This window comes from Burkholderia sp. THE68, from assembly GCF_009938265.1.
Taxonomy (GTDB): Bacteria; Pseudomonadota; Gammaproteobacteria; order Burkholderiales; family Burkholderiaceae; genus Caballeronia.
Window position 1 is genome coordinate 1,285,781 of record NZ_AP022319.1, and the last position, 25,754, is coordinate 1,311,534.

At 63.9% G+C, this 25,754-nt stretch carries 21 protein-coding genes; 12 read left to right on the forward strand and 9 right to left on the reverse strand.

The window, feature by feature from the left end; translation table 11 throughout:
- The first annotated feature begins 7 nt into the window (after positions 1-7).
- The 3 genes from BTHE68_RS34315 (at position 8) to BTHE68_RS34325 (ending at position 4,614) form a co-directional block, all read left to right on the forward strand.
- Complete coding sequence (locus BTHE68_RS34315; RefSeq protein ID WP_162070696.1) at positions 8-2,617, forward strand: circularly permuted type 2 ATP-grasp protein; 2,610 nt, start codon at positions 8-10, stop codon at positions 2,615-2,617.
- Entirely contained in the window at positions 2,614-3,510 is an 897-nt protein-coding gene (locus BTHE68_RS34320; RefSeq protein WP_162070697.1) for a transglutaminase family protein, read from the forward strand. Before BTHE68_RS34315 ends, BTHE68_RS34320 begins: the two co-directional genes overlap by 4 nt.
- Positions 3,511-3,636: 126 nt before the next feature.
- Positions 3,637-4,614: an aldo/keto reductase gene (locus tag BTHE68_RS34325; RefSeq protein ID WP_162070698.1), complete on the forward strand. Its 978-nt coding sequence runs from the start codon at positions 3,637-3,639 to the stop codon at positions 4,612-4,614.
- Positions 4,615-4,653: 39 nt separating this feature from the next.
- Here BTHE68_RS34325 and BTHE68_RS34330 read toward each other — a convergent pair whose 3' ends face one another.
- From BTHE68_RS34330 to BTHE68_RS34340, 3 genes are all read right to left on the reverse strand, one after another.
- Entirely contained in the window at positions 4,654-6,210 is a 1,557-nt protein-coding gene (locus BTHE68_RS34330) for a phospholipase D family protein (protein ID WP_162070699.1), read from the reverse strand.
- Between the two features lie 13 nt (positions 6,211-6,223).
- A complete protein-coding gene (locus BTHE68_RS34335) occupies positions 6,224-7,564 on the reverse strand; it encodes a TAXI family TRAP transporter solute-binding subunit (RefSeq protein WP_502710617.1) in 1,341 nt (446 codons plus the stop codon).
- Between the two features lie 150 nt (positions 7,565-7,714).
- Positions 7,715-8,734 carry a hypothetical protein gene (locus BTHE68_RS34340; protein ID WP_162070701.1) on the reverse strand — a complete coding sequence of 340 codons (1,020 nt, stop codon included), beginning with the start codon at positions 8,732-8,734 and terminating at the stop codon, positions 7,715-7,717.
- A gap of 247 nt (positions 8,735-8,981) precedes the next feature.
- Here BTHE68_RS34340 and BTHE68_RS34345 point away from each other — a divergent pair, with 247 nt between their 5' ends.
- A complete protein-coding gene (locus tag BTHE68_RS34345; protein ID WP_162070702.1) occupies positions 8,982-9,935 on the forward strand; it encodes a D-2-hydroxyacid dehydrogenase family protein in 954 nt (317 codons plus the stop codon).
- A gap of 9 nt (positions 9,936-9,944) precedes the next feature.
- Here BTHE68_RS34345 and BTHE68_RS34350 read toward each other — a convergent pair whose 3' ends face one another.
- Both BTHE68_RS34350 and BTHE68_RS34355 read right to left on the reverse strand, forming a co-directional pair.
- Positions 9,945-10,499 carry a TetR/AcrR family transcriptional regulator gene (locus BTHE68_RS34350; protein WP_162070703.1) on the reverse strand — a complete coding sequence of 185 codons (555 nt, stop codon included), beginning with the start codon at positions 10,497-10,499 and terminating at the stop codon, positions 9,945-9,947.
- A gap of 65 nt (positions 10,500-10,564) precedes the next feature.
- Complete coding sequence (locus tag BTHE68_RS34355) at positions 10,565-10,990, reverse strand: hypothetical protein (RefSeq protein ID WP_162070704.1); 426 nt, start codon at positions 10,988-10,990, stop codon at positions 10,565-10,567.
- Between the two features lie 101 nt (positions 10,991-11,091).
- Between BTHE68_RS34355 and BTHE68_RS34360 the strand changes: the two genes are divergently transcribed.
- Positions 11,092-12,240, forward strand: coding sequence for a peptidyl-alpha-hydroxyglycine alpha-amidating lyase family protein (locus tag BTHE68_RS34360; RefSeq protein ID WP_162070705.1), 1,149 nt, complete (start codon positions 11,092-11,094; stop codon positions 12,238-12,240).
- A gap of 7 nt (positions 12,241-12,247) precedes the next feature.
- On the opposite strand, the gene BTHE68_RS34365 is transcribed toward BTHE68_RS34360, so the two are convergent.
- On the reverse strand, positions 12,248-14,221 hold the full coding sequence (locus BTHE68_RS34365) for an MFS transporter (RefSeq protein WP_162070706.1): 1,974 nt from the start codon (positions 14,219-14,221) through the stop codon (positions 12,248-12,250).
- A gap of 166 nt (positions 14,222-14,387) precedes the next feature.
- The gene (locus BTHE68_RS34370) at positions 14,388-15,311 is read right to left on the reverse strand and encodes a DNA-3-methyladenine glycosylase family protein (RefSeq protein ID WP_162070707.1); all 924 of its coding nucleotides are present in this window, start codon (positions 15,309-15,311) and stop codon (positions 14,388-14,390) included.
- Positions 15,312-15,466: 155 nt separating this feature from the next.
- Here BTHE68_RS34370 and BTHE68_RS36685 point away from each other — a divergent pair, with 155 nt between their 5' ends.
- The gene (locus BTHE68_RS36685; RefSeq protein WP_174258142.1) at positions 15,467-15,634 is read left to right on the forward strand and encodes a hypothetical protein; all 168 of its coding nucleotides are present in this window, start codon (positions 15,467-15,469) and stop codon (positions 15,632-15,634) included.
- A 14-nt stretch (positions 15,635-15,648) separates the two neighbouring features.
- Here the strand turns inward: BTHE68_RS36685 and BTHE68_RS34375 are convergent, their stop codons facing one another.
- Both BTHE68_RS34375 and BTHE68_RS34380 read right to left on the reverse strand, forming a co-directional pair.
- On the reverse strand, positions 15,649-15,972 hold the full coding sequence (locus tag BTHE68_RS34375) for a hypothetical protein (protein ID WP_232078213.1): 324 nt from the start codon (positions 15,970-15,972) through the stop codon (positions 15,649-15,651).
- A 115-nt stretch (positions 15,973-16,087) separates the two neighbouring features.
- Positions 16,088-16,852 (reverse strand): GntR family transcriptional regulator, encoded by a 765-nt coding sequence (locus BTHE68_RS34380; RefSeq protein ID WP_162070708.1) that lies wholly within the window; start codon positions 16,850-16,852, stop codon positions 16,088-16,090.
- A 164-nt stretch (positions 16,853-17,016) separates the two neighbouring features.
- Between BTHE68_RS34380 and BTHE68_RS34385 the strand changes: the two genes are divergently transcribed.
- From BTHE68_RS34385 to BTHE68_RS34410, 6 genes are all read left to right on the forward strand, one after another.
- Positions 17,017-18,237 carry a pyridoxal-phosphate-dependent aminotransferase family protein gene (locus BTHE68_RS34385; protein ID WP_162070709.1) on the forward strand — a complete coding sequence of 407 codons (1,221 nt, stop codon included), beginning with the start codon at positions 17,017-17,019 and terminating at the stop codon, positions 18,235-18,237.
- Entirely contained in the window at positions 18,234-18,998 is a 765-nt protein-coding gene (locus tag BTHE68_RS34390) for a fumarylacetoacetate hydrolase family protein (RefSeq protein WP_162070710.1), read from the forward strand. The genes BTHE68_RS34385 and BTHE68_RS34390 overlap by 4 nt, the downstream gene beginning before the upstream one ends.
- Positions 18,999-19,008: 10 nt before the next feature.
- Positions 19,009-22,047 carry an FAD-binding and (Fe-S)-binding domain-containing protein gene (locus BTHE68_RS34395; RefSeq protein ID WP_162070711.1) on the forward strand — a complete coding sequence of 1,013 codons (3,039 nt, stop codon included), beginning with the start codon at positions 19,009-19,011 and terminating at the stop codon, positions 22,045-22,047.
- Positions 22,048-22,302: 255 nt separating this feature from the next.
- Entirely contained in the window at positions 22,303-23,592 is a 1,290-nt protein-coding gene (locus tag BTHE68_RS34400; RefSeq protein ID WP_162070712.1) for an MFS transporter, read from the forward strand.
- A 58-nt stretch (positions 23,593-23,650) separates the two neighbouring features.
- Entirely contained in the window at positions 23,651-24,460 is an 810-nt protein-coding gene (locus tag BTHE68_RS34405; RefSeq protein ID WP_174258143.1) for an enoyl-CoA hydratase-related protein, read from the forward strand.
- 1 nt (position 24,461) lies between these two features.
- Complete coding sequence (locus BTHE68_RS34410; protein WP_225936426.1) at positions 24,462-25,700, forward strand: CaiB/BaiF CoA transferase family protein; 1,239 nt, start codon at positions 24,462-24,464, stop codon at positions 25,698-25,700.
- Positions 25,701-25,754 lie beyond the last annotated feature (54 nt).

Consider the following 25,754-nt stretch of genomic DNA (forward strand, 5'->3'; position numbering starts at 1 on the left):
GACGACATTGGCTTATCAATCGAGCTTGCCCTTCGATATCACCGCCGCACGCGTCGATGCACTTGCGCTGCTGCGCACGCTGCCGGCGCGCGAAGGGCATTGGGACGAACTGCGCGATGCGTCCGGCCAGTTGCGCGAGCCGTGGCGCCAGTTCTTCGAATTGCTCGGCGAGCAAGGCATCGCGCGGCTCGATGATGGTGTCGCCGCCGTCGCGCAGCAGGTGCGCGACAACGACATCACCTACAACGTGTACGCCGATAACGGCAAGCCGCGCGCATGGTCGCTCGATCTCTTGCCGCTCATCATCGACGAGCAAGAGTGGGCGGTGATCGAACGCGGCGTCGCGCAGCGCGCGCGCCTGATGGAAGCGATCGTCGCCGATGTCTATGGCCCGCAGACCTTGCTGCATCGCGGGCTCTTGCCGGGCGCGCTCGTGTTCGGCCATCCGGGCTACCTGCGCGCGGTGAAGGGTTTCATGCCGCCTTTCGGCCGCTTTCTGCAGATCGTCGCGGTGGATCTCGCGCGCGCGCCGTCGGGCGCGTGGACGGTCATTGCGCATCGCACCGAGGTGCCTTCGGGGCTGGGCTATGCGCTGGAAAACCGCCTGATCGTCGCGAGCCTGTTCGCCGATCCATTCCGCGCGATGCGTGTGAGCCGGCTCGCCGCGACCTATTCGCAACTCATCGCGACCATTGCGCAAGCGGCGCGAGCGACGATGCGCGATGACGAGGGCGGCCGCGGCGATGCATCGAACGATGCGCCGCATATCGCGTTGCTGAGTCCCGGTCCATTCAGCGAGACCTGGTTCGAGCATGTGTTTCTCGCGCGCTATCTCGGCGTCACGCTCGTCGAAGGCAAGGATCTCACGGTGCGCCACGACAAGCTCTATCTCAAGACGCTGGCCGGCTTGTCGCGCGTGCATGCGGTATTGCGGCGTCTCGACGATGCGTTCTGCGATCCCGTCGAGTTGCGCGCGGATTCGACCATCGGCGTGCCGGGCTTATTGCAGGTGATGCGCGCGGGCAACGTGATGGTCTCCAACGTGCCGGGCGCGGGCTTCACCGAAACGCCCGCGCTCAATGCGTTCCTGCCGGGTATCGCGCAAGCGCTGCTCGATGAACCCCTCGAATTGCCGACCGTGCCGACATGGTGGTGCGGCGAGGAAGCGGCGCGGCGCGAGCTTTTCGACAATGTCGACAGCGCGCTGATTGCACCGACGTGGCCCGGCGCGCAGGCCGATCAGGCGCCGGGCATCGACGCGGGCGTGCAGCAGATCGCAGCGTGGCGCGAGCGCATCGAGCGCGCGCCGGATGTCTTCACGGTGCAGGAGAATCTGCCGTTTGCCACGGCGCCGCGTTTTCATGACGGCGCGCTCGGCTCGCGTCCGTGCGTGCTGCGCGCCTACGCCATCGCCAACATCGACGGAAGCTGGAGCGTGATGCCCGGCGGTTTCACGCGGCTCGCGGCCGACAAGCGCGCGACCGTGTCGATGCAGTTCGGCGGCAGTAGCGTCGATACCTGGGTGATGTCGAGCCAGCCCGGCGGCGCGGTCTCGCTGCGTCCCACGCCGATCAAACCGGGCGACCTGCGCAAGCATCGCACCGTGTCGAGCCGTGCGGCGGAAAACCTCTTCTGGGCAGGGCGATACGGCGAGCGCGCGGAAAACAACGTGCGGCTGTGCCGGCTCCTGCTCGGGATGCTCGACGGCAGCGACGCCGAAGAACTCTTCCCGACATTGGTCGAACTTGCCTCGCAATGCGAACTGATTCCATCGGTCGATACGCTCGCACGCAGCACGCCGCAGGCGTTCGAGCGCGCGCTCGTCGCGGGACTGCCGGAATCGAGCAGGGCGACGAGCATCGGCGGCAATCTCGCGGATCAGGTGCGCGCGTGCGGTGAAATACGCGACCGGCTTTCGACGGATCACTGGCGCACGATTCTCGCGTCGCGCAACGACTTTCGCGACGCGCTCGCCGCTACCGGCGTCGAAGTCGGGACGGGCATCGGCCGCGATTACGATCGACTGATGCTCACGAGCGCGCTCGAACATCTCGCGACGCAGCTTTGCGCGATCAGCGGCGCGCAGGGCGACCGCATGACGCGCGACGAAGCGTGGCGGCTTCTGTTCATCGGGCGGCACATCGAACGCGTCGCGACGATGGCCGCGTTTCTGCGCGTGGTCGCCGAGCGCGGCACGCTCGCATCGCCCGCGGGCTTCGATCTGCTTCTGCAGCTTTTCGACAGCACGCTCACGTATCGATCGCTTTATCCGGGCAGGCTGGAAGTGCCGGCGCTGATCGATCTGATCGTCGTGGATCAAACCAATCCACGCGGGCTCTATGGCGTGTACGCGCGCCTGCGCACGAAGCTCGACGAGATCGCCGCGGCAGCGGGCGGCACGCGTCGCGCGCAGGCGATGCGTTTCTCGGATCTGCTGGTTCACGCCGATGCGTTGCCGGACCTGACCGCCCTGTGCGACACACGCGAGGATGGCCGTCATGATGCGCTGATCGTGCTCTGCGACCGGCTCATCGCATCGGTGGGCGCGGCGTCGAACGAAGTGAGCGCGCGCTATTTCAGCCACGCGAACACGCCCGCCGCGCAGGTGTCGTCATGAGTCTCGGTCTGAACGATACGGTGCTCGCGGTCACGCATCGCACGACATATCGCTATTCCACGCCGGTCGAGATCGCGCAGCATCTCGCTACGATTCGTCCGCTGCATTGTCCGTGGCAGCAGGTCATCTCGCATACGGAGCGTATCGAGCCGGTGCCGTCGTATGTGCATAGCCGGGTCGATGCATTCGGTAATGACGTGCTGTACTTCTCGCTCGATGCGCCGCACGAGCGCCTCTCGATGACGAGCGAAACCACCGTGCGCCTGACGCCGCGCTGGAGCGCGCTCGACGCGGACACCACGCCGCCGTGGGAGGAAGTCGCGCAACGGCTGCGCTATCGCGCGGGTGGCCCGTTCTATCCGGAGAGCGAGTTTTGTTATGCGTCGCCCAATATTTCGGTCGATCATGAACTGCGCGAGTACGCGCGGATGAGCTTCGGCGCGGACACGCCGCTCGTTGCGGGCGCGATCGATCTGATGCACCGCATTCACGAGGACTTCGAGTATCGGCCGTCGGCCACTACGGTCGATACGCCCGCATCCCGCGCGTTCGAATTGCGTCATGGCGTGTGTCAGGACTTCTCGCAGGTGATGATCGGTTGCCTGCGGGCGCTGGGTCTGCCGGCGCGCTATGTGAGCGGCTATCTGCGCAACGATCCGCCGCCGGGACATGCGCGGCTCATCGGGGCGGATGCGTCGCATGCGTGGGTATCGGTGCATTGTCCGCAGAGCGGATGGATCGATCTCGATCCGACCAATGATGTGCTTGCGGATCTGGATCATGTCACGCTCGCGACGGGGCGCGATTACAGCGATGTTTCGCTGTTGCGCGGGATGATTCTCGGCGGCGGGGCGCATCATGTGGATGTCGCGGTGAATGTGCTGGCGCTTTGAATGCCCCGCTTGCGAGGCGAAAGACAGCATTCGAAAAAGCGCGCAGCGCGATGCTGAGTTAATGTCTCAGCTTTCGCCGTTCATGCGCTCGCGCATGTCCTTTCGTTTTGCAAGGAGACTCACACGATGGATTACGTGAAACTGGGCTCGACCGGCCTCGACGTGTCGCGCCTCTGTCTTGGCTGCATGACCTTCGGCGTGCCCGATCGCGGCACGCATCCGTGGACGCTCGATGAAGAAAAGAGCCGCCCGCTCATCAAGCAGGCGCTCGAAGCCGGAATCAATTTCTTCGATACGGCCAATACCTATTCCGACGGCACATCGGAGGAAATCGTCGGACGCGCGTTGCGCGACTTCACGAAGCGGGACGATATCGTGATTGCGACGAAAGTCTTCAATCGCATGCGTCCCGGTCCGAATGGCGCGGGGCTTTCGCGCAAGGCGATCTTCAACGAGATCGATAACAGCCTGAAGCGTCTGGGCACCGATTACGTCGATCTGTATCAGATTCACCGCTGGGACTACGAGACACCGATCGAGGAAACGCTCGAAGCGCTTCACGATGTCGTGAAGGCGGGCAAGGCGCGGTATATCGGCGCGTCGTCGATGTATGCGTGGCAGTTCAGCAAGGCGCTCTATACATCGCGCGCGCATGGATGGACCGAATTCAGGACGATGCAGAATCATTTGAATCTGCTGTATCGCGAGGAAGAACGGGAGATGATGCCGCTTTGCAAGGACCAGGGCGTCGGTATGCTGCCGTGGAGTCCGCTTGCGCGCGGACGTCTCACGCGTGACTGGGAAGCGACGAGCGCGCGGCAGGAGTCGGATAAGTTCGGCAGCACGTTATATCGCACCGACGATGCGGATCGTGCAGTCGTCGAAGCCGTGGCGGCGGTGGCGAACGCGCGCGGCGTGCCGCGTGCGCAGGTGGCGCTGGCATGGGTCGCGCAGAAGGCGCCTGTGACCGCACCGATCATCGGCGCATCGAAGCCGAATCATCTGAGCGATGCGGTTGCGGCGTTGTCGTTGAATCTCACGGCGCAAGAGGTTGCGCAGCTCGAAGCGCCGTATGTGCCGCATGCGGTCGCCGGCTTCAAATGAAGCAGTATTGAGCGCGAGGAGCAGGCGAAAGCGCGCGGATCACAATTGCGATTCGATCGGCAGAATCCCAAGCATCCAGATTCCCGCGCGCTTCCACGCGGACACACCCGGCTCACTATCCAGCTCGGTCGTGTTGCCGTTGGCATCGGTATCGACCCACACCATGCGCGTGCCACCGCTGGCGTCCTCACGTAGCTCGACACGCCACGCGATGCGATCGATATTCGCGCCGATACCATCCGCCACTTCCACAGCCGCAGCCGCACTCTCGCAATACACGCCGATCTCCGTATTCAACTGCACGGAGCGCGGGTCCAGATTCATCGAGCCGATGAAGATGCGCTTGCGGTCGAACACATAAGTCTTCGCATGCAGCGACGCCTTCGATGATCCGAACGTCGACTTCTTCGTGCTCTTGTCGTCATTGGCCGATGCGACCGGCTTCAGTTCATACAGCCGCACACCCGCTTCGAGCATGTCCTTGCGATAACGCTGATAACCCGCATGCACGGCGGCGACATCGGTAGCCGCGAGCGAATTCGTCAGCACGGTCACGCGCACGCCGCGCGATGTCATCGAGCGCAGCCATTGCACGCCTTCCTTGCGTGGCACGAAGTAGGGCGACACGATCAGCATCTCCTTGTCGGGATCGAGATCCAACGCCTTGATCTGCGACATCAGATGGCCTTCCGTGTCATCCGGCGCGCGCGTGATCTTCGCGGGATCGTCGTAAAGCAGGATCGCCTTGCCCCACGAGAATTCGGTGTCGTGCTGCTGGATCACATTGGCGAGACGTTCGCGCACTTGCGCGACATAAGGCGAATGCTGCTCCGACAATAAATACGCATCGAGCTTCTCGCGATAACCCGCGAGCGAGCCGGGATCGGCCTGACGCCGCATCAGGTTCTCAATCGGATAGGCCGCGTCCGAGTTCCAGTACATATCGAACGCACTCGATACTTCTCGCACGACAGGGCCATGCACGAGCACATCGAGATCGCCGAAGGCAACCGTGCTCGACGCGCCGAAGTACTCATCGCCGATATTGCGCCCGCCGAGAATCGCGGCCTGATTGTCCGCGATGAGCGCCTTGTTGTGCATGCGCCGATTCACGCGAAAGAATTCGGCCGCGGAACCGAGCTTCTTGAACGTGCGGTTCGCCACGGGATTGAACAGCCGCACCTGCACGTTCGGATGCGATGCGAGCGCGAGCAGGAACTGGTCATCGGCATTGGTGCCGAGATCGTCGAGCAGAAGACGCACGCGCACGCCGCGATCGGCGGCGCGCATGACCGATGCGGCCATTTCGCGACCCGTCAGATCGTCGTGCCAGATGTAGTACTGGAGATCGAGCGTGCGCTGCGCGTTTTCACTGAGTATCACCCGGGCGATGAGCGCGTCCATGCCGTTGGACAGCAGGTGAAACGCGTTGTCGCCGGGATGCGCGGCTTCGCTTGCGACGAACGCAGTGCCGAGGCGCGTGTTCGCCGTATCGGTCAGGGCGTGAGTTTCCATGCGTCCGGTTTGCGGTGGAAGGCTGGCGCACGCCGTCATCATCAGCGTCAGCGCAACGGCGAACCATGTACGGAATTTCATGGAATATCCCCGGCTAGATCATGCTCTTTTCGCGCCGCGACCCTTCGCTCAGACGCGCCCGCACGAAGCTGACATGCTCGCGCAACACGTACAGCGCATCGGCATGGGCAAGCGGCAGTCTGAGCGTGTCGAGCGATTCCTCGATGTAATCGAGTTCGACCAATAACGCGCGCCGCTCGTCGTCGGTGTTGACGCGCATCGCGCTGCGCTCCACCGCGATCAGCGCGCCGTAATAGCGATAGATGCGCGAGCGCACGCGCCATCGATAGAGTGCGGGCACGAGCCGCAGCGCCGGAAAGATCAGCACCGCGATGGGCAGCAACAGCACCAGCGCGCGATCCGCGATATTCGCGACCCAGAACGGCAGCGCGCGATACAGGAAGCTCTTGCCCGAACGGTAATAGCGGCTCGCGTCCTCGCTGATCGGAAATTCATGCGCGGCGGCGCTCGGGAATTGCCCCGCGCGCTGCAGCAAGCCGGCCGTGCCGTGCACTTCCTGCGCGGCCTCGATCAGCAGATCGGATAGCGCCGGATGCAGACTCTGCCGCGCGACCAGTTCCACGGTCGGGCTGATCAGATGCACGGTCTCCGGCGGAATGCGCCGGCCCAGATCGAGCACGCCGGGCGGAAGTTCGATCTCGTCGAGATAGGGGAAAAGACGCGTATAGGCGCGCGCTTCCTTGAAATCCATCACCGAGATGCCGGGCACGCGCAAAAGCCGCAACATCAGGCCGCGCGTGGCGGAATCGCCGGAGAGGAACACCGCATCGGCTTCGTTGCTGACAAGTTGGGTGGCGGCTTGCAAGCCATCGGTCGGCAGAAGCTGCGTGTCCCCGCCCGCATGGATGCCGTTCGCGTCCAGCAGCTTGAGCGACAGCATGCGCGTGCCGCTGCCTTCGCGCCCTATGGCAATGCGCTTGCCTTCGAGTTGCGACAGCAACGTGAGCCCCTTGCCGCGATAGAACACGACGAGCGGCACATACGACACGCTGCCGAGCGACATCAGCTTCGAGGCCTCATCGCGCGTCGCGATGCCGCCCTGCACGAGCGCGAGATCGACATGCTGTTTCGGATCGAGCAGACGTTCGAGATTCTGCACGGAGCCGTCCGACGGCAGCACCTTCAGCGTGATGCCATTGCGCGCGAGGATCTTCGCGTATTCCTGCGAGATGACGTAGAACGAGCTGTCGGGCTGACCCGTGCTCATCGTGATGGTCTTGGGCGGCGCGGGATCGACGAGCCAGTAGACGAGTGCGACGATGATCGCAATGACCAGCACGACAGGACCGGCCGTCCACGTGATGTCGTGCAGGACGCCTTTCGCATGATCGCGAGGCAGATGCGGGCGCTTCATCCGATGCCTCGTCATGGGCGGAAGGAAAAGACATGCAGCATGTCGTGTCTGTGTCGGAAGCGGCGTTGACTCGCAGTGTAGCGCGGGACGCGCATAAAACGACAAGGCCGGCGCGCATGCGGCCGGCCTTCGTGTCGTGGTGTCGCTTGTTTATGCCCAGTGTGCGGGGACCCAGACGGCGCCGACGAAGTGGCCGGGAATCCAGATCGCGCGACGCGGCACGATGTACACGGTCTTGACCGGCGGCGGGGGCGGCGCGACATAAACCGTCTTCACCGGCGGAGCGACATAGACCGTCTTCACAGCCGGCGCGACATACACCGTCTTCGCGGGCGGCGGCGGGGGCGGCGTGACCACTACAGTCGTCGTCGGCGGCGGGGGCGGCGGCACGACCACCGGCGCGGCGACGATCGTCGTTCCGGTGACGACCGGCGTGGTCGCGACCACCGTCGTGCCCGATGTGACCATGCCGCCGCCGACGACCGTCGTGCTGTGCGAGCCGTTCGTGACCGTCGCCGAACCCGACGTGGTGACGACGCCCGGCGCGACGCTCGTTGCGCTGCCCGCATGTGTGACCGTACCGCCGTTCGCGGTGTTGACGGTGCCGGAGCGGTTGCAGGTGTAGCCCGCGCAGTTCGTCGATGCCGAGTGCGTCGACGTGTTGCCGTTCGGCCCCGTCACCGCGCCCGACGATGTGTATTGGCCCGGCGCCGTGCGCGTCACGGTATCGCTGCCGGTCGCGGTCTTGCCGTTCGGGCCGGTCGCGCTGCCGGTGTGCGAGCAGCTGCCGCCGGCGCAGCTCGTGTCGCCTGCGTGTTGCACCGAGCGTCCGTTGGGGCCGTAGGCGGTGCCCGAGTTGGAGAACTGGCCGGGCGAGGTGCGCGTCACGGTGCCCGAGTTGGTGGCGACGCGGCCCCACGGATTCTCGACGCCGCCCGCATGCGAGCAACTGCCGCCGCCGCAGGAACCGGCGTGCGCGCCCTGATATTCGCCGCGGCCGGTGTAGGCCGTGCCGCCGTGCGCCCAGCCAGCGAAAGCGGAGCTGCTGCACAGCGTGAGGGCGGCGGCTGCCGCGATGACGAGCAGATGGCGCGCGCGGCGTTTGGCCGGCGCCGCGTCGGAGGCGGGGGCAACGCGGACGTTTGAAGCGAAAGTCGATCTGTTTTTCACGGGATGTCCTTCTCGGTTCCTTAGGCCACGTTGCGTTTCGAGTGGCGACGGAAGTGACTATAGAGAAACGGTCGCGCGAAGTCCCGCGGTAACTTGTTTCAACCTATGTCATGGCTGACCGCTCTATGCAGCAAGGCTCTGCGGCATTTTGCCGAGCCTGTCGAAAGCCGTGCGCGACATGAATTCGCGCATTGCGTCACACTGGCTGCTGCCGTCCAACTCATTCGTCACAACAATCGAAACTGACATGGCTACATCCAATCCGATCAAGGTCGCCGTCCTCGACGACTATCAGAACGTCGCGCTTTCCATGGCCGACTGGTCGCCGCTCGACGCACGCGCCGATATCACCGTGTTCAACGATCACATCGCCGAGCGCGGTGCGCTGCTGGAACGCCTGCGCCCGTTCGACGTCGTCTGCGCGATGCGCGAGCGCACCCCGTTCTCGCGGGACATCATCGAGCATCTGCCGAATCTGAAGCTGATCGCGTCGACGGGCGCGGCCAATGCATCGATCGATCTGAAGGCCGCGGCCGAGCGCGGCGTCGAGGTGCGGCACACCGGCTACCAGTCCACGCCGACGATCGAATTCACATGGGCGCTGATTCTCGCGATGACGCGCAACATCGCCGCCGAAAACCGCTCGCTCAAGGAAGGCGGCTGGCAGACCGCGCTCGGCACGGAGCTAGCGGGCAAGACGCTCGGCCTGCTCGGTCTCGGACGCGTGGGATCGGCGGTCGGCGTGATCGGCCGCGCGTTTCGCATGAACGTGATCGCGTGGAGTCAGAACCTCACGCGCGAGCGCGCGGAGGAAAAAGGCGTGCAGCTCGTGGACAAGGACACGCTCTTCACGACCTCCGACGTGCTCTCGGTTCACCTGCGGCTGAGCGAGCGCACGCATCATCTCGTCGGCGCGAAGGAATTCGCGCAGATGAAGCCGACGAGCCGTCTCGTGAACACGTCGCGCGGGCCGATCGTCGATCGTGATGCGTTGGTCGCTGCGTTGCAATCGCACAGGCTCGCGGGCGCGGCCCTCGACGTCTACGATGAAGAGCCGCTCGCCGCGAACGACCCGCTGCGCGCGCTGCCGAACGTGCTCGCGACGCCGCATATCGGTTACGTATCGGAAGAACTGTATCGCACGTTTTATGGCGATACGGTGCGCAATATCGTCGAATGGCTCGACGCGCGCAACGCGTGATCGCAGCGCTCACGACGCTTGCGATTCGGCGGGCGGCAGCAGCGAGAACAGGATTTCGATGGACGTGCTCGCGCGCCGCTTGCCGTCCGTGCGCCCGACCGCGAGATCGATGACCGCGAGCCCGACGACGAGCGCATGCACCATCGACACATGCTCCTTCGTGACGGCGAGGCCCATTGCTTCGAGCATGCGCGTGATGCGAACCGCGATGCCCTCGGCCAGTTCGCGAAAGAGACTGCGGATGGTCGGTTCTTCGTCGGCGGCTTGCGCAAGCGCCATCAATACGCGCGTGTTTTCGTGGCGCATCGCGACATTGGCGATCGATGCCGCGGTGACCTTGGGCGACGCTTCACCCGCGAAGGCATCGACGGCGGCGAGCTGACCGTCGATCGCGGCGCGCGCGACGGCTTCGATCAAGGCAAGACGCGTCGGGAAGTAATAGGTGAGGTGACTCTGACGCACGCCCGCGCGCGCAGCGACGCGCGGTTGCGTGAAGCCCGAATAACCTTCCTCGCGCAACGTGGCGAGGGCGGCTTCGAGTATGGTTTGTCGACGATCCTGCACGGGGGCGGGGTCCGTGTTTTGGTTGATTTACCAAACCTTAACGTGATCGATGCACGACGTCAACCTCATGAATTGTTATTCGAAGGCGGCTGCGGATTGTGCGCGGGGTTTGTGTCGAACGTGCGGATATCGGTGATTGCATCGCTCGCGAGAGCGCGGAGACCGGCTTCGAGCGCATCGGCAAGTGGCTTGTCATAGACTTCGTCGCCATTCACATAGAGCGTGAATGCTTGCAGATGTTTCGCTTTTTTCGCGGGATTTTCGATGGTTTCGCGTGTCCATCGATACAGCGGATAGTGCTCGATGCCATCGCGCTCCGCGTGCGCCACGTAGTCGGCGAAGGCGTCGTACTGGCATTGCAGTTGGGCGTCGTGCTGGATCAGCAGCGCGTTGATGGATGCGAGCTTTTCGTTTGCCGGGTCTCGACGCGCCAGGTCGGCGTACTCGGGCGCGAGCCGGATTCGAACCTGGTATTGCAGCGCTTCAGTCATGATGTCCTTTCAGTATTGAAAGCGATGAGAACACGCGCATGTGAATGATGCGATTCATGCACTACACTTTTCCTCGCGTCTCGAACGAGAGGAGGGTTACAGTGAGTCTTCGACACTCGATGTACTGTCCATGTTGCGACACGACGCCGGGCGCTGCAAGCCGTCGTCGCTTTCTGGCGCTCGCGGGCCAGGGCGCCGCCGCGCTCGCGCTGTTTCCGCATCTCGCGTACGCCGATAACGACGTACCGTCCATTCCCTACGATTCCGTTCCCGATCCGGTGCAACTGCCGCGCGACGTGTACTTCGGCGAATGCTCCGGCGTCGCGCTCAATTCGGCGGGACATGTCTTCGTGCTCTCGCGCGGCAATAGTACCGGTCCGGCCTATGGCGCGGCCGCGGCCCAGTTGCTCGAATTCGACCGCAATGGACGCTTCGTGCGCGAGATCGGGCATAACCTGTATGCGTGGTCGTTCGCGCATACGGTCAAGGTGGATCGGCAGGACAACGTCTGGGTCACCGACAAGGGCTCGGACATGATCATCAAGTTCACGCCCGAAGGGCGCGTCGCGATGGTGTTCGGCCGCAAGCAGGAAGCATCCGACGAAGAGACCGCGCCGCTCAAGCATCCGAATCCGCCGTTGCCTTCGGAGCCGGGGCGTTTCCGTCAGGTGACCGATGTCGCATGGGATGCGGCCGGCAATACCTACATCAGCGACGGATACATCAACTCGCGGGTCGCGAAGGTGGACAAGGACGGCAACTGGCTCAAGTCATGGGGCGATCGCGGCAAGGGTCCGGGGCAGTTCCATACGCCTCACAGCATTGCCGTCGATGCTAACGGCATGGTGTATGTCGCCGATCGCAGCAACCGGCGCATTCAGGTCTTCGACGGCGAGGGAAACTTCCAGCGGCAATTCACGATCGACGTGCCCGTGCCATCTGATGCGCGTCCGGCCATCGGCAATATGCCCGATGAAGCCACGATCGCAGCGGGTACCTTCGCACCCGGTTCGCCCTGGGCCATCTGCATTTCACCGGGACCGAATCAGGTGTTGTATTCCGCCGATGCGTTTCCCGGGCGCATCTACAAGTTATCGCTCGATGGAAAACTGCTCGGCGTCCTCGGACGCTCGGGCAAGCAGTTGAAGCAATTCGGATGGATTCATGAGATGGCGTGTCCGGCGGAAAATACGTTGTTCGTTGCGGAGTTGCTCAACTGGCGCGTGCAGAAGCTCGTGCTGCATGGCTGATTGCGCATCACTTGCTTGCGGCCTTCGTCCGCATCGACATGATGGGCCTGGGCTGCGCATCGCATCGATTTTCGCGCCACGCGCGCAGCGTATCGAGCGCGACGGAATTGCGCACATAGCGATGCCACACGAACGCGAGATCGAAGATCAGAATCGCGAGCCACCATGCGTAGAGAAAGAACGCGCCACCGAGCACGACAGGCCATATCGGCTTGCCTGCCAGATCGCCCCATAACCTCACGCCGACGATCAACGTCATCATTACGGTGCCGAGCGCGACGAGCACGCGGCGGCCCACACGCGGTTTGCGTGGCGCGAGCCAGCCGCTGATCGCGCACACGAGTCCGGCCAGCACGAAGACCGCCTTGCCGACGACGGGATCGGCGTCATCGCGATGCAGCAGATCCGCGAACGGGCTCGCGAGAAATGCGGCCACGCCGCTGAGCAACACGAACCAGAAGACTGACGCGCCCGCGACGAAGGCGAGCAGCGCCACCACGCGCCAGCGCAGCCACGCACCCGTGCGCTTCGCGCCGCGCGCCTTGACGAGACGCGGAATACGCGCCGCGACCGTCGTGCCCATCAGCAGGCATGCGAGTGCGAACACCGAGCGCGTGAGATAGATGAACTCGGGCGCGCTGCTGGTTCCGCCCGCGCCGGAATCGGACGAGGCCGTGACGGCCTTGTAGATGAAGAACACGGCGAGAAGATGCAGCGCGAAGCTCAGCAAGTAGGGAATCGCCGTGCTGACGATGCCGCGAAAACGCCTGTTTTGCGGGGCTTTTGTGGTACTTCTATCGAGCACGACATTCTCGATGAAGTGACCGAAGACATCGCTATCGGTCCAGTAGTCCGTGTGCGCCTTGCCCGGCAGCCAGTAGCGCGAGAAGCCGATGTCATGCGCCGGCTCGAATTCGAACGCCTTGCAACCGTGATGATCGAGATAGGCGCGCGCCGTATCGAGCGCGAAGCCGACCGGGTCACCGAAGTCATAGTAGTTGCGCCACTTGATGCGCGAGGGCAGCGTGATGGAACCGCCGGGGCGTTCGACCTGCGCGACGGCATCGCCCTGCATTTCGCTTTTCAGCGTCATGCCTTCCCACAGTTTCGGCCATAACAGAATGTGCTTGTCGATGGGCGAGCCGATGGTCATGAAGCCGCGCAGGCTTTGCACCCACTCGGTGCTGATGATCTGCTTGCCGTCCTTCGGATCGCTCACGGTGGGCGTGGCGAGCGCCTGAAGAATGCCGAGAAAGCTGATCACCGTCCCTTCGCTGTGCGCGACGATATACACCTCGGGCGGACACTGGCAACGCTCGGTCACGAGCGCGACGAGCCGCTCCATCACGCGATGAAAGCGGAACACGATGGTATCGCGATGCTGCCGGAAATCCGCGACGAGCTGAACATCGCCGACATAATCGCGCAGCATGGGCGCGAGATCGAACTTGAAGATGCCGGCCTTCTCCGTGACCGCGAGCAGGCTCTGCATGACGGCCACAGTCTCGACGACTTCCTCGACGACGCCCGATGCGAGCGAGAAATCGGCGGGTTCGAGCTTGCGCTCGTCGACGTTGAGCATGTAGGCGGCCTGCGCGCGGCTCACGATCGAGAGTCCCCATGCCTTGCTTTCTTCGAGCGTGTCGTCCTGCTTGACGACTTCGCGCGGAATATCCGCCCAATACACTTCGGCGAAACCAAGCGCGGAATAGAAGTCGCGTTGCTCAGGGGTGTAGGGGCCGCCAGGTGGCAGATCGAGCTGGCGTACATCGACTTCGCCGACGCCCGCAATGTCGAAATAGCCGAGCGGCATGACGGGCAGCGGCGGGTCGTAGCGCGCGCCGAACTGGCTCGCTACCGAACGCACCGTGTCGCTATGCAACTGATTGCCGATGCCGTGTATCGCAACGACGATCTTCTGCACGCGCGGCGCGATCGGGACATGGTTCGAGTCCTGCGCGTCGAGGGATGATGCGTTCATGAGCGTCTCCCGATGGCGTTTCGTCAGCGCTTCTTCGTGTGTCGACGGCGTTCGGCCGCTCGATGCAGATTAGTCTATTTTTAAGACAACAGAACTAAATGATCGCGGCGGTGTTTGCGACGGATGGTGCCGCTGGCATTTTGCATGCATGATGTTGCACGCCAGTTCACCCCCCGCGCGCAAGCCCCGTTTCCATCGCCACCCCATTCCAGAGATGCATCGCCGCATACGCACGCCAGGGACGCCAGCGTTCCGTGCGTGCGCGCTGCTGGGCGGGTTTCGCAAGCGACGGATCGCGGCGCGCGATCGCCTGCATGAGAACGAGATCGGCATCGGGCCATGCGTCCGGGTCGCGCAGGGCGCGCATCGCGACGTAGCCGACGGTCCACGGCCCGATGCCCGGCATGGCGAGCATCTCGCGTTTCAGCAATTCGGCATCCGCGCCGGGTTCATCGAGCGGCAGCGCGCCCGTGGCGACTGCATGGGCGAAGCGCTGCACCGTCTCGATACGCTTGGTCGGCATGCCGATCTTCTCCAGATCGGCGGCGGCAAGCTCGGCAGGCGTCGGAAAGCGCCACGCCGTGCCTTCATGCGGATGGCCCTCTATCCTCTTGCCGGCGCGCTGCACGATGCGGTTCATGATCGTCGACGCGCCTTTCACGCTCACCTGCTGACCGACGATCGTCCGCACCACGAGCTCGAAGCCGGACCACGCGCCCGGCACGCGCAGGCCCGGCGCGGCTTCGACGAGCGGTGCGAGAACCGGGTCGCCGGCGAGACAGCGGGCGATCTCGCGCGGCTCGGCGTGCAGATCGAACATGCGCGCGAGCGGCGCGGCGAGTTCGTCCGCATGACGCGACGCCGCGCCTTCGACCGTCACCACGAGCCGATGCTTGCGCTCATGCGGCCGGACTTCGACGGTGCCGTCGTCGCCATGCCATTCGATCGCGCGCCGATACACGCCGTCCTCGACCGACTCCACGCCCGCCGACGCCCGCCCGCCGATGAATTTCAGCATGCGTGTCCAGTCGAAAGGCCGCTTGAAGGGCAGTTCGAGCGTGGCGGTCGATGTGTCGAATGTCGAATGCATTTTGAATGCCGTTTTGTGCGATGGTCGAATGCATGCCGATCTTACCCCGGCACGCGTGTACGGCCTGCGCATGCTCACTCTTCGCTAACTCTCGGCGACGACAATCCATTCCATCGAACGCAACGTTTCAATCAACATCGCCAAGGGAGCCGACCATGAACGCCATCTCGATCAGCATCGTCGCCATCGTCATCACCGCAGCGCTGGCGGCCGTCGCGCCGGTCACGCACTACGCGCAGCATGAAATAGCCGTCCTGAGCGCGCATGGCGCGAGCACGCGCGGCCAGGTTCAACCCGGCGCGGGTAGCGGACTGACGGCTTGACCGATGCGTCTCCTTCAGGGCCGCCGCGCAAGTTCCATCGAACTCGCGTTCAGCAACTGCCTGAATTCCGGATCGCGGGAAAGGATGTCGCGCGCGCTCGTGACGAGTTGAGGGCGTCGCTCCCATTGGTCGGAGCGCACGATGCAGCGTGCGAGCACTTCGGTATAAACAGGACGAAGCCCGTCGCGGTCATGCATCGCGGTCAACCGGGCGATGCGGGCTTTTTCGTCGCGCGTGAGTCCGCGCGTGAGGCAATCGACGGTTTGCCGGTCCATTCCAGCCTGCGCCGCGTCGAAATCCGCTGAGTGGTAGAGCGAAAAGCCCGTGATGACGAGCACCGCGCCGAGCGCGATGCATACCCCTTGAATCCTGGTTAACGTATTCCCCGGTGGAAGGCTCTGACGGCCGTAGGTCCGTAGCCTACCGTAGGCTCCGGGAAATCACCCGACCGTTCTATTCGTCAGCGTCCAGTTCCCGAGATGACTTGTTCGCCGCACGCTTTTTCGGCGCGGCGGCCTTCACCGTCGACAGCGTGCGCTCGGCGAGCACCGCATCGCGCTTGGAGAGCAGATGCTTGCGCAGAATTTCGCCCATGCGCTTGCCATCGCGCGTCTCCAGCGCCTCGATCATCTCTTCGTGATCGCGAATGGCGCTGTCCCATTTCGGCGTCTGGAAGTTCGAGCGAAAGCGCAGCGCCATCAGGCGCCGGTTGATCGACACGTAGGTCTGACGCAAGGCCGTGTTGCGCGCAGCTTCGTTGATCCGGTCGTGAATGGCCTGGTTGCGGCTGTAGTAGCCGGAGAGGTCGTTCTGCGCGCGACACGCGAGCATCGCGTAATGCAGCGCCTTGATCTCGGCGATCTCGAGCGGCGTGATGCGCTCGCACGCCAGCTCCCCCGAAAAAGCTTCGAGTCCGCTCATCAATTCGAACATCTCGCGAATCTCGAACTCGCTCATCTGCGATACCGACGCGCCGCGGTTCGGCGATATCTCGATCAAACCCTCGGCGGCCAGCACTTTCAGCGCTTCACGCAAAGGCGTGCGGGAGATGCCGAGCGTCTCGCACAGCTTGCGCTCGTTGAGCTTGACGCCGGGCGCGAGCAATCCCTCGACGATGAAGCCGCGCAAGTGATCGACGACGGTGTCGTGCAGGCGCAGCCGCTCCACCTTCGGTAGTGACGACGAAACGTGCGTTTCTGGTAGATCGGGATTTTGCATTCAATACCTCTGATTCCATTTGCGGCAATTTTAACCCAGCGATAGCGGAAAAAACCGCCAGCGGGTTATCCCTAGGCCGTTCGGCCTATGAATTCCTTTACGTGCCCGACCTGCTGCGTTATTGTATTTTGCATGCAAAATTACATTTTAGAGGACGCAGACTTATGCTGAAGCTCGATTCCCATCCTGCCGGCCGTCACTTTCTGCAGATTCCGGGGCCGAGCCCGGTGCCCGATCGCATCCTGCGCGCGATGAGCTATCCCACCATCGACCATCGCGGTCCGGAGTTCGGCGCGTTGGGTCTGAAGGTGCTCGACGGCATCAAGCGGATCTTCAAGACGAGCCAGCCTGTGGTGATCTATCCCGCATCGGGCACGGGCGCATGGGAGGCGGCGCTCGTCAACACGCTGAGTCCGGGCGATACGGTGCTGATGTACGAGACCGGCCACTTCGCGACGCTGTGGAAGAAGATGGCCGAGAACCTGGGGCTGAAACCCGAGTTTCTGGGTCTGCCCGGCATCGAAGGATGGCGGCGCGGCGTGCAGGCCGACGCGATCGAGAAACGCCTGCGCGACGATACACAGCACACGATCAAGGCCGTTTGCGTCGTGCACAACGAAACGTCGACGGGCGTGACCTCGGACATCGCCGCCGTGCGCCGCGCCATCGACGCGGCGAAGCATCCCGCGCTGCTGATGGTGGACACGATCTCGGGCCTCGCATCCGCCGACTATCGCCATGATGAATGGGGCGTGGACGTGACCGTGTCCGGCTCGCAAAAGGGGTTGATGCTGCCGCCGGGAATCAGCTTCAACGCGGTATCGGAGAAGGCGCGCGAAGCCTCGAAGCGCGCCACGCTGCCGCGCGCGTTCTGGGACTGGACCGACATCATCGAGATGAACAGGCAGGGTTACTGGCCTTACACGCCGAACACGAACCTGCTTTACGGCCTGTCCGAAGCGCTCGACATGATTCTCGGCGAAGGACTCGACAACGTGTTCGCGCGCCATCAACGGCTCGCGGCGGCGTGTCGCGCGGCGGTCACCGCGTGGGGGCTCGAGATTCAATGTGCCGATCCCGCCGTGTACTCGCCGGTGCTCACGGGCGTGATGACACCCGAAGGCGTCGATGCCGACGCGGTGCGCAAGCTCATCTACGAACATTTCGACATGTCGCTCGGCACGGGGCTCGGCAAGGTGAAGGGCCGCATGTTCCGCATCGGCCACCTCGGCGATTGCAACGATCTCACGCTGATGGCCGCGCTCTCGGGCTGCGAGATGGGTCTGAAGCTCGCGGGCATCGAACTGAAGGGCAGTGGCGTGACGGCGGCGATGGACTATCTGACGAGCCACGTCGCAAAGCCCGCGCTGAAGGCGGCCGCATGAGCGCCGCGTTCGACGCCGACGCGCTCGCACGGCTTTTCGTGGAGGCACGCGCGCATCACGCGAAGCTCGACGCGTTGCCGGAGGGCACGCGCCCGGCGGACGCCGACCAGGCCTATGCCGCGCAGGAAGCGACGCTGCGTGCGCTGCGCGCGGACATCGGGGGATGGAAAGTCGGCGCGAAATCGCATGACGGTCCGATTCAGGGCGCGCCGCTCCCCGCCGATGGCGTGCATCGCTCGGGCGCACGTCTCTCGATGCATGCGTTCGGCAAGGCCGGCCTCGAACTCGAAGTGGCGTTCATTCTCGGCCGGCGCTTCGAACCGCACAGCGGCTCGTATCGCGATGATGAAGTGATCGACGCGATCGAGTCCGTGCACGCCGCGATCGAAGTGGTGGCGAGCCGTTTCGCCGCATGGCCCGACGTCGAAAAGCCCTGGCAGCTTGCCGATCTGCAGAACCACGGCGCGCTGATCGTGGGCGAGGGCGTTCCATACGACGCGGCGTTTCCGTTCATCGCGCCCACGATGACATTCGACTTCGAAGGCGCACCGCTCTTTCAGGGTGAACCGGCGAACCCGGCGGGCGACCCGCGCCGTCTGCTCGCGTGGACGGTGAATCACGCCGTGTCGCGCGGGCTTGCCGTCGAGCGCGGGACCGTGCTCACGGCGGGCTCTTACACCGGCCTCGCATTTCCGGCGGCGACCGGCACGGCGGTCGGTGTCATCGAAGGACTGCCTGCCGTCGAATTGCATTTCGCATAACGCACTCAAAATGCTTAATTCCCCCACAGACCGGCTGGTGAAGCCGATACATCTGATGCCCGCATCGGCGCGCGCGCGCCTCGCGTCGACGCCGACGCCGCTGCAGGCGCGCCTGCAACGCGAGCTGAAGGGCGATGTGCTGTTCGATCGTGCATCGCGCGGGCGCTACGCCACCGATGCGTCGATCTATCAGATCATGCCGCTCGGCGTCGTCGTGCCGAGGGATCAGGACGACTTGCGCCTCGCGCTACAGATCGCCCGCGACACTCACGCAAGCGTGCTGGCGCGCGGCGCGGGCACGAGTCAATGCGGGCAGACGATCGGCGAGGCGCTCGTCATCGATACGACGAAGTGGCTCAACAACATCGTTCACTTCGACAAGGAAGCGCGCACGGTCAAGGTGGAGCCGGGCGTCGTGCTCGATCATCTGAATGCGTGGCTCAAGTCCCATGGTCTGTGGTTTCCGGTGGATGTGTCGACGAGCGCGCAATGCACGATCGGCGGCATGGCGGGCAACAACTCGTGCGGCTCGCGCTCGATGGAATACGGGATCATGGTGCATAACGTCGACGCGATCGACGCGATCCTCGCCGATGGTCACGAAGCGCGGTTCGGCAGGCTCTCGACCATGACGACCGATGTGCGTACGCGCGATCTCGTCGACGGCGTGCGCAGCATCGCGATGCGTGAGCAACAGGAACTGCGCGAGCGCATTCCGAAGGTGCTGCGGCGCGTGGCCGGCTATAACCTCGATCTGTTCGACTGCCAGAGCCCGCTTGCCTTCAGCGACAGCGGCGAACCGAATCTCGCGAATCTGCTGGTCGGATCGGAGGGCACGCTCGCCTTCAGCCGCCAGTTGACGTTGAAGCTCGCACCGCTGCCCGTGCACAAGACGCTCGGCGTCGTGAACTTCCCGAGCTTCCACGATGCGATGGACATGACGCAGCATATCGTCAAGCTCGGACCCGTCGCGGTGGAACTGGTCGATCGCACGATGATCGATCTCTCGATGTCGAATCCGGCCTTCCGGTCCGTGATCGAAAAAGCCCTGGTGGGCGAGCCGGAAGCGATCCTGCTCGTCGAGTTCGCGGGCGCGGATCGCGACACGCAAGTTGCAAGACTCGCGCAACTGGTCGAACTGATGAGCGATCTCGGCCTGCCGGGCTCGGTCGTGCAGATGCCCGATGCGGGACCGCAAAAGGCGCTGTGGGAAGTGCGCAAGGCGGGCCTCAACATCATGATGAGCATGAAGGGCGACGGCAAGCCGGTGTCCTTCATCGAGGATTGCGCGGTGCCGCTCGAGCATCTCGCCGATTACACGAGCCGCCTGACCGAGGTCTTCAGGAAGCACGGAACCGAAGGCACCTGGTACGCACACGCGAGCGTCGGCACGCTGCATGTGCGGCCGATTCTCGACATGCGCCGCGACGGCGCCGTGAAGATGCGCGCGATCGCCGAAGAAGCCGCGGCGATGGTGCGCGAATACAAGGGCGCATTCTCGGGCGAACACGGCGATGGTTTGTGCCGCGGCGAATGGGTCGCGTGGCAATACGGCCCGCGCATCAACGCGGCGTTTCGCGATATCAAGCAGCTCTTCGATCCGGAGAATCGGCTGAGCCCGGACCGCATCGTCGCACCGCCGAAGATGGACGACGCGAGCAATTTCCGCTTTCCGCCTTCATATCGCGAGCGCGCATCGACGCCAAGTCTCGACTGGTCCGCATGGAACGTCACGCGCGATCCGCTGACGGGTGAAGAGGGCATCCCGGGTTCAGGCGGCGATCTGTCGGGCGGTCTCGCGAAAGCGGTCGAAATGTGCAACAACAATGGCCATTGCCGCAAGTTCGATGCAGGCACGATGTGCCCGAGCTATCGCATTACGAAGGACGAGCAACACGTCACGCGTGGCCGGGCGAACACGTTGCGGCTCGCGTTGTCGGGTCAACTGGGCGATGACGGCCTCGCAAGCCAGGATGTGAAGGACGTGCTCGACCTGTGCGTATCGTGCAAGGGCTGCAAGCGCGATTGCCCGACAGGTGTCGACATGGCGCGCATCAAGATCGAAGCGCGCGCCGCGTGGACACAGCGTCATGGCGTGCGTCTGCGCGAGCGGCTGATTGCGTTCCTGCCGCGCTATGCGCCGTATGCGAGCCGCATGCCCGCGTTATCCAACGCATTCGAGGCGAACATGCCGGGCGTCGCGCGCTGGGTGAAGGCGAAGCTCGGTCTCGCATCGCAAAGAGCGTTTCCCCGCTTCACGAAGCCCTTTCTCGCCGATGCGGCGGACAAACCAGTTGCATCCGCAACCAATGAAGTCCTGCTCTTCGTCGATACCTTCAACAACTACATGGAGCCGGAGAACGCGCGCGCTGCGCAACGCGTGCTCGAAGCGGCGGGCTACACGGTTCATCACAACGTGAAGCGGGGCGAGAGGCCGCTGTGTTGCGGGCGCACGTTTCTTTCAGCCGGTCTCGTCGATGAAGCGAAGGCCGAAGCGCGCCGCGCGCTCGATGCGCTCATGCCGTATGTCGAGCGCGGCGTGGCGATCGTCGGACTCGAGCCATCGTGCCTGCTTTCCTTGCGCGACGAGTTTCTCGGATACGGCTATGGCGATGCCGCACGCAAGCTCGCGCAAGCGTCGTTTCTCTTCGAGGAATTTCTCGTGCGCGAAGAGGCGGCAGGCAGGCTGCGTCTGAAGCTCAAGGCGCTCGATCGGCCGAAGGCGATGCTGCACGGACATTGCCATCAGAAAGCGTTCGATGCCGTGCGCCCCGTCGAAACTGTGCTCGGCTGGATTCCGGCGCTCGATGTCAAGACGATCGAATCGTCGTGCTGCGGCATGGCGGGCAGCTTCGGATATGAAGCAGAGCACTACGAAGCATCGCAGGCGATGGCGGAGCTGTCACTGCTGCCCGCCGTGCGTGGCGCGGGCGACGCGCTGATCGTCGCGGACGGCACCAGCTGCCGTCATCAGATCGCGGATGGCGCGCAGCGCGAGGCGCTGCACGTCGCACGCGTGCTCGCAATGGCGCTCGATGCGGCGGATTGACGGCGGCGACACCACATTTTCATTCACTGAAACATAAACAGCGGACAGTGACGAGCCGCGACCAGGAGACAAGCTCATGACATCACCGCGCAAACCACGCATTCGCAAGCTGCGCCGCAGAATGCAATAAGCCGACGCAGAGCGAGCCACAATCCTCATCCGACGTACCCACGGGAAGTTCCGCATGCCGTGACATCCGGCGCCACTCGATTATTCGAGGGCGTGCGTACACGCACGCGGTTACACAAGGAGACGATGATGTTCCGTCGAGCCACGACGCGCGTTTTGTTACTGCTATGCGCGATGTATTTCATCACCTATATCGACCGGGTCAATGTCAGCACCGCGGCGAGCCAGTTCGGCGCTGAGCTGGGCCTGTCGCACACGCAAGTCGGTTTCGTGTTTTCCGCGTTCGCGTATCCGTATCTGGTGTTTCAGATCATCGGTGGATGGGTGGGCGACCGTTTCGGGCCGCGCCGCACGCTCACGCTGTGCGCGATCATCTGGGCGGGCGCGACCGTGCTGACGGGCCTGGCGGGCGGTTTTTTCTCGCTGATCGTGGCGCGCGTGCTGCTCGGTCTCGGCGAAGGCGCGACCTTCCCGACCGCGACGCGCGCGATGTCCAACTGGATGCCCGCCGACCAGCGCGGTTTTGCACAAGGCATTACGCATGCAGCTTCGCGCATCGGCAATGCGGTGGCGCCGCCGCTCATCGTCTGGCTGATGGTCGCGACGAGCTGGCGCGGCGCGTTCATCATCACCGGGATCATCAGTTTTGTGTGGGCCGTGGCGTGGGTCTTCTACTTCCGCGACAATCCGCGCGATCATCCGCGCATCACCGAAACCGAGTGCGCGACGCTCGCGAACTACTCGGGGGTGAAGCAACGCACGCCGGTGCCGTGGCGCAAGCTGCTCGGCCGCATGGCGCCCGTCACCGCCGTGTACTTCTGCTATGGATGGGTGTTATGGCTCTTCCTCGGCTGGATTCCGCAATACTTCCTGCACAGCTATCACATGCAACTCGGCAAGTCGGCGCTCTTCGCGTCGGGTGTGTTCTTCGCGGGCGTGCTCGGCGACTGGTTCGGCGGCTCGCTGACCGACCGCATCCTGAGAAAGAGCGGCAACGTGCGCCTCGCGCGCAATGTGATGGTCGGCGTGTGCATGTTCCTGACGCTGCTGTCGCTCGCGCCGATCATGCTTGTCTCCGATATTTCGATCACGCTCGCGGCAGTGTGTCTTTCGGCCGGCTTCTTCTTCAATGAGATGACGATCGGCCCGATGTGGTCCGTGCCGATGGATATCGCGCCGAAGCACTCGGGCACCGCGTCCGGCATCATGAATTCCGGATCCGCGCTGGCGGCCATCATCAGCCCGGTGGTGGGCGGCTGGCTGATCGACCGCACCGGAAACTGGAACCTGCCGTTCACCGTGTCGATGATCCTGATGGGCGCGGGCATCATCCTCTCCTTCACGATGCGCCCGGACCGCGCGCTCGAAGTGGAGGACGAAAACAAGGACGCAGCGGAGGCGCGCAAGTTCGTGTGATTCGAGTGGCGCAGCGGTTCGATGCATTTTGCATGCATTGAACCGCATTGAATAACGCATGCAGCATTCAATTCAAGGAGGCGATGTGGCGGAACCATCCATCCTGACCGAGCGCGACGGCGATATCGTGACAGTCGTGATCGACCGGCCCGAAAAGCTCAACGCGATGACGAAGCATCTGTGGCGCGCGCTCGGCGAGACCATCGAGACGCTTTCCCGCGATGACACCCTGCGTTGCATCGTGTTGCGCGGCGCGGGCGAGAAGGCGTTCTCGCCTGGCAACGACATTGGGGAGTTCCGGACCGATCGCGCGAACGTCGAGCAGGCGAGGGCTTACGGCGCAATCATGCATCGCACTTTGAATGCATTGCGCGAGTGCCGGCATCCGATCGTCGCGATGATTCATGGCATCTGCGTCGGCGGTGGGCTGGAGATAGCGGCGATGTGCGATTTGCGCATCTGCGGCGAGTCGAGCCGCTTCGGCGTGCCCATCAAGAACCTCGGACTCGTGATGGCGCACGCGGAAATGGAAGGCCTCGTGCGTCTCGCGGGTCCGGCGGCAGCGCTCGAGATCCTGCTCGAAGGGCGCATCTTCGATGCAAAGGAAGCGCTGGCGAAAGGGCTCGTCACGCGCGTGGTCGCGGACGCGGAAGTCACCGCGCACGCATATGAAACCGCAAGACGCATCGCGGACGGCGCGCCGCTCGTCGCGCGCTGGCACAAGCAGTTCGTGCGCCGCGTGATGGACCCCGCGCCGCTCACCGACGATGAACGCGACGAAGGCTTCGCCTGCTTCGGCACCGAGGATTTCCGCACCGGCTATCAGGCCTTCCTCGACAAGCTCAAGCCGCAATTCAAGGGACGTTGACATGGCAGACACGAAACCAGCGGCCGCGCCCGGCGCGGGACCGCTTGCAGGCATGCGCGTGATCGAGCTTGCGCACATCATGTCGGGGCCGATCTGCGGGATGATGCTCGCGGACATGGGCGCCGACGTCATCAAGGTCGAGAAGATCCCGGGCGGCGACGATTGCAGACGGTTCGCGCCGATCCTCCCGAGCGGCGAATCGGCATCGTTCATGATCGTGAACCGCAACAAGCGCGGCATCGCCCTCAATCTGAAGACAGCAGGTGGCAAGGAAGTGCTCGCAAGGATGCTCGCGAGCGCGGACGTGGTGACGGAGAACTATCGACGCGGCACGATGGAAAAGCTCGGCATGGGCTACGACACGCTCAAGGCGATGAATCCCGGCCTCATCTATTGCGCGATATCGGGCTATGGCCGTAGCGGGCCGATGGCCGACAAGGGCGGCTTCGATCTCATCGCACAAGGCCTGAGCGGTTTGATGAGCATGACCGGCGAGCCGGGGCAGGCGCCCATCAAGGCAGGTTCGCCCGTCACCGATATCAACGCGGGCATTCTGGCCGCGCTCGGCATCAGCGCGGCGTATGCGCGAAAGCAGGCGACCGGCCTCGGACAGATGGTCGATACGTCGCTCTTCGAAGCTGGTCTGCAGCAGATGTACTGGGCGTTCGCCAACTACTTCGCGGACGGCACGGTGTTGCCCAAGGCCGGCTCGGCGAATCCGACCAGTGCCCCGTACCAGGCGTTCCGCACGCGCGACGGCTGGGTCAACATCGGCGCGGCGAATCAGAGCAACTACGAGCGTCTGGTCGGCGTGTTGAACATCCCCGGACTCGCCGAAGACGAACGTTTCCAGACCAATGCAGGCCGTCTGAAACATCGCGAGGCGCTTGTCGAAATTCTGGGCGCGCGTCTCGTCGAGCGCACCACCGATGCATGGCTCGCAAGTTTCGACGAGATCGGCCTGCCGAGCGGCGCGGTGCTCGGCGTGCCGGAAGCGTCGTCGCACGAGCAGGCCGTCGCGCGCGGGATGATCGTGGAGACGGACCATCCGCTCGCGGGCCCGATGCGCGGCATCGGCTTGCCGATTCACTTCTCCGAGGGGCGCACGCAGGCCTCGCGGCCCGCGCCGCTGCTCGGACAGCACACCGGCGAAGTGCTCGGTGAATACGGGTTCGACGACGCGCGCATTCGGGCGCTCAAGGACGAAGGCGCGATTCTCGAAACGGAAGTTCCGGCATGATGTCGACAAATGTGCAAACGGTTTTATGCATTCATCATGCAGAATGCCTGATTC

Bases quoted from the DNA above. Each gene is read 5' to 3' on its own strand.
- BTHE68_RS34320 (WP_162070697.1), top strand. From the start codon at position 2,614: ATGAGTCTCGGTCTGAACGATACGGTGCTCGCGGTCACGCATCGCACG.
- BTHE68_RS34325 (WP_162070698.1), top strand. From the start codon at position 3,637: ATGGATTACGTGAAACTGGGCTCGACCGGCCTCGACGTGTCGCGCCTC.
- BTHE68_RS34330 (WP_162070699.1), bottom strand. From the start codon at position 6,210: ATGAAATTCCGTACATGGTTCGCCGTTGCGCTGACGCTGATGATGACG.
- BTHE68_RS34335 (WP_502710617.1), bottom strand. From the start codon at position 7,564: ATGAAGCGCCCGCATCTGCCTCGCGATCATGCGAAAGGCGTCCTGCAC.
- BTHE68_RS34345 (WP_162070702.1), top strand. From the start codon at position 8,982: ATGGCTACATCCAATCCGATCAAGGTCGCCGTCCTCGACGACTATCAG.
- BTHE68_RS34355 (WP_162070704.1), bottom strand. From the start codon at position 10,990: ATGACTGAAGCGCTGCAATACCAGGTTCGAATCCGGCTCGCGCCCGAG.
- BTHE68_RS34365 (WP_162070706.1), bottom strand. From the start codon at position 14,221: ATGAACGCATCATCCCTCGACGCGCAGGACTCGAACCATGTCCCGATC.
- BTHE68_RS34370 (WP_162070707.1), bottom strand. From the start codon at position 15,311: ATGCATTCGACATTCGACACATCGACCGCCACGCTCGAACTGCCCTTC.
- BTHE68_RS36685 (WP_174258142.1), top strand. From the start codon at position 15,467: ATGAACGCCATCTCGATCAGCATCGTCGCCATCGTCATCACCGCAGCG.
- BTHE68_RS34380 (WP_162070708.1), bottom strand. From the start codon at position 16,852: ATGCAAAATCCCGATCTACCAGAAACGCACGTTTCGTCGTCACTACCG.
- BTHE68_RS34385 (WP_162070709.1), top strand. From the start codon at position 17,017: ATGCTGAAGCTCGATTCCCATCCTGCCGGCCGTCACTTTCTGCAGATT.
- BTHE68_RS34390 (WP_162070710.1), top strand. From the start codon at position 18,234: ATGAGCGCCGCGTTCGACGCCGACGCGCTCGCACGGCTTTTCGTGGAG.
- BTHE68_RS34395 (WP_162070711.1), top strand. From the start codon at position 19,009: ATGCTTAATTCCCCCACAGACCGGCTGGTGAAGCCGATACATCTGATG.
- BTHE68_RS34400 (WP_162070712.1), top strand. From the start codon at position 22,303: ATGATGTTCCGTCGAGCCACGACGCGCGTTTTGTTACTGCTATGCGCG.
- BTHE68_RS34405 (WP_174258143.1), top strand. From the start codon at position 23,651: ATGCAGCATTCAATTCAAGGAGGCGATGTGGCGGAACCATCCATCCTG.
- BTHE68_RS34410 (WP_225936426.1), top strand. From the start codon at position 24,462: ATGGCAGACACGAAACCAGCGGCCGCGCCCGGCGCGGGACCGCTTGCA.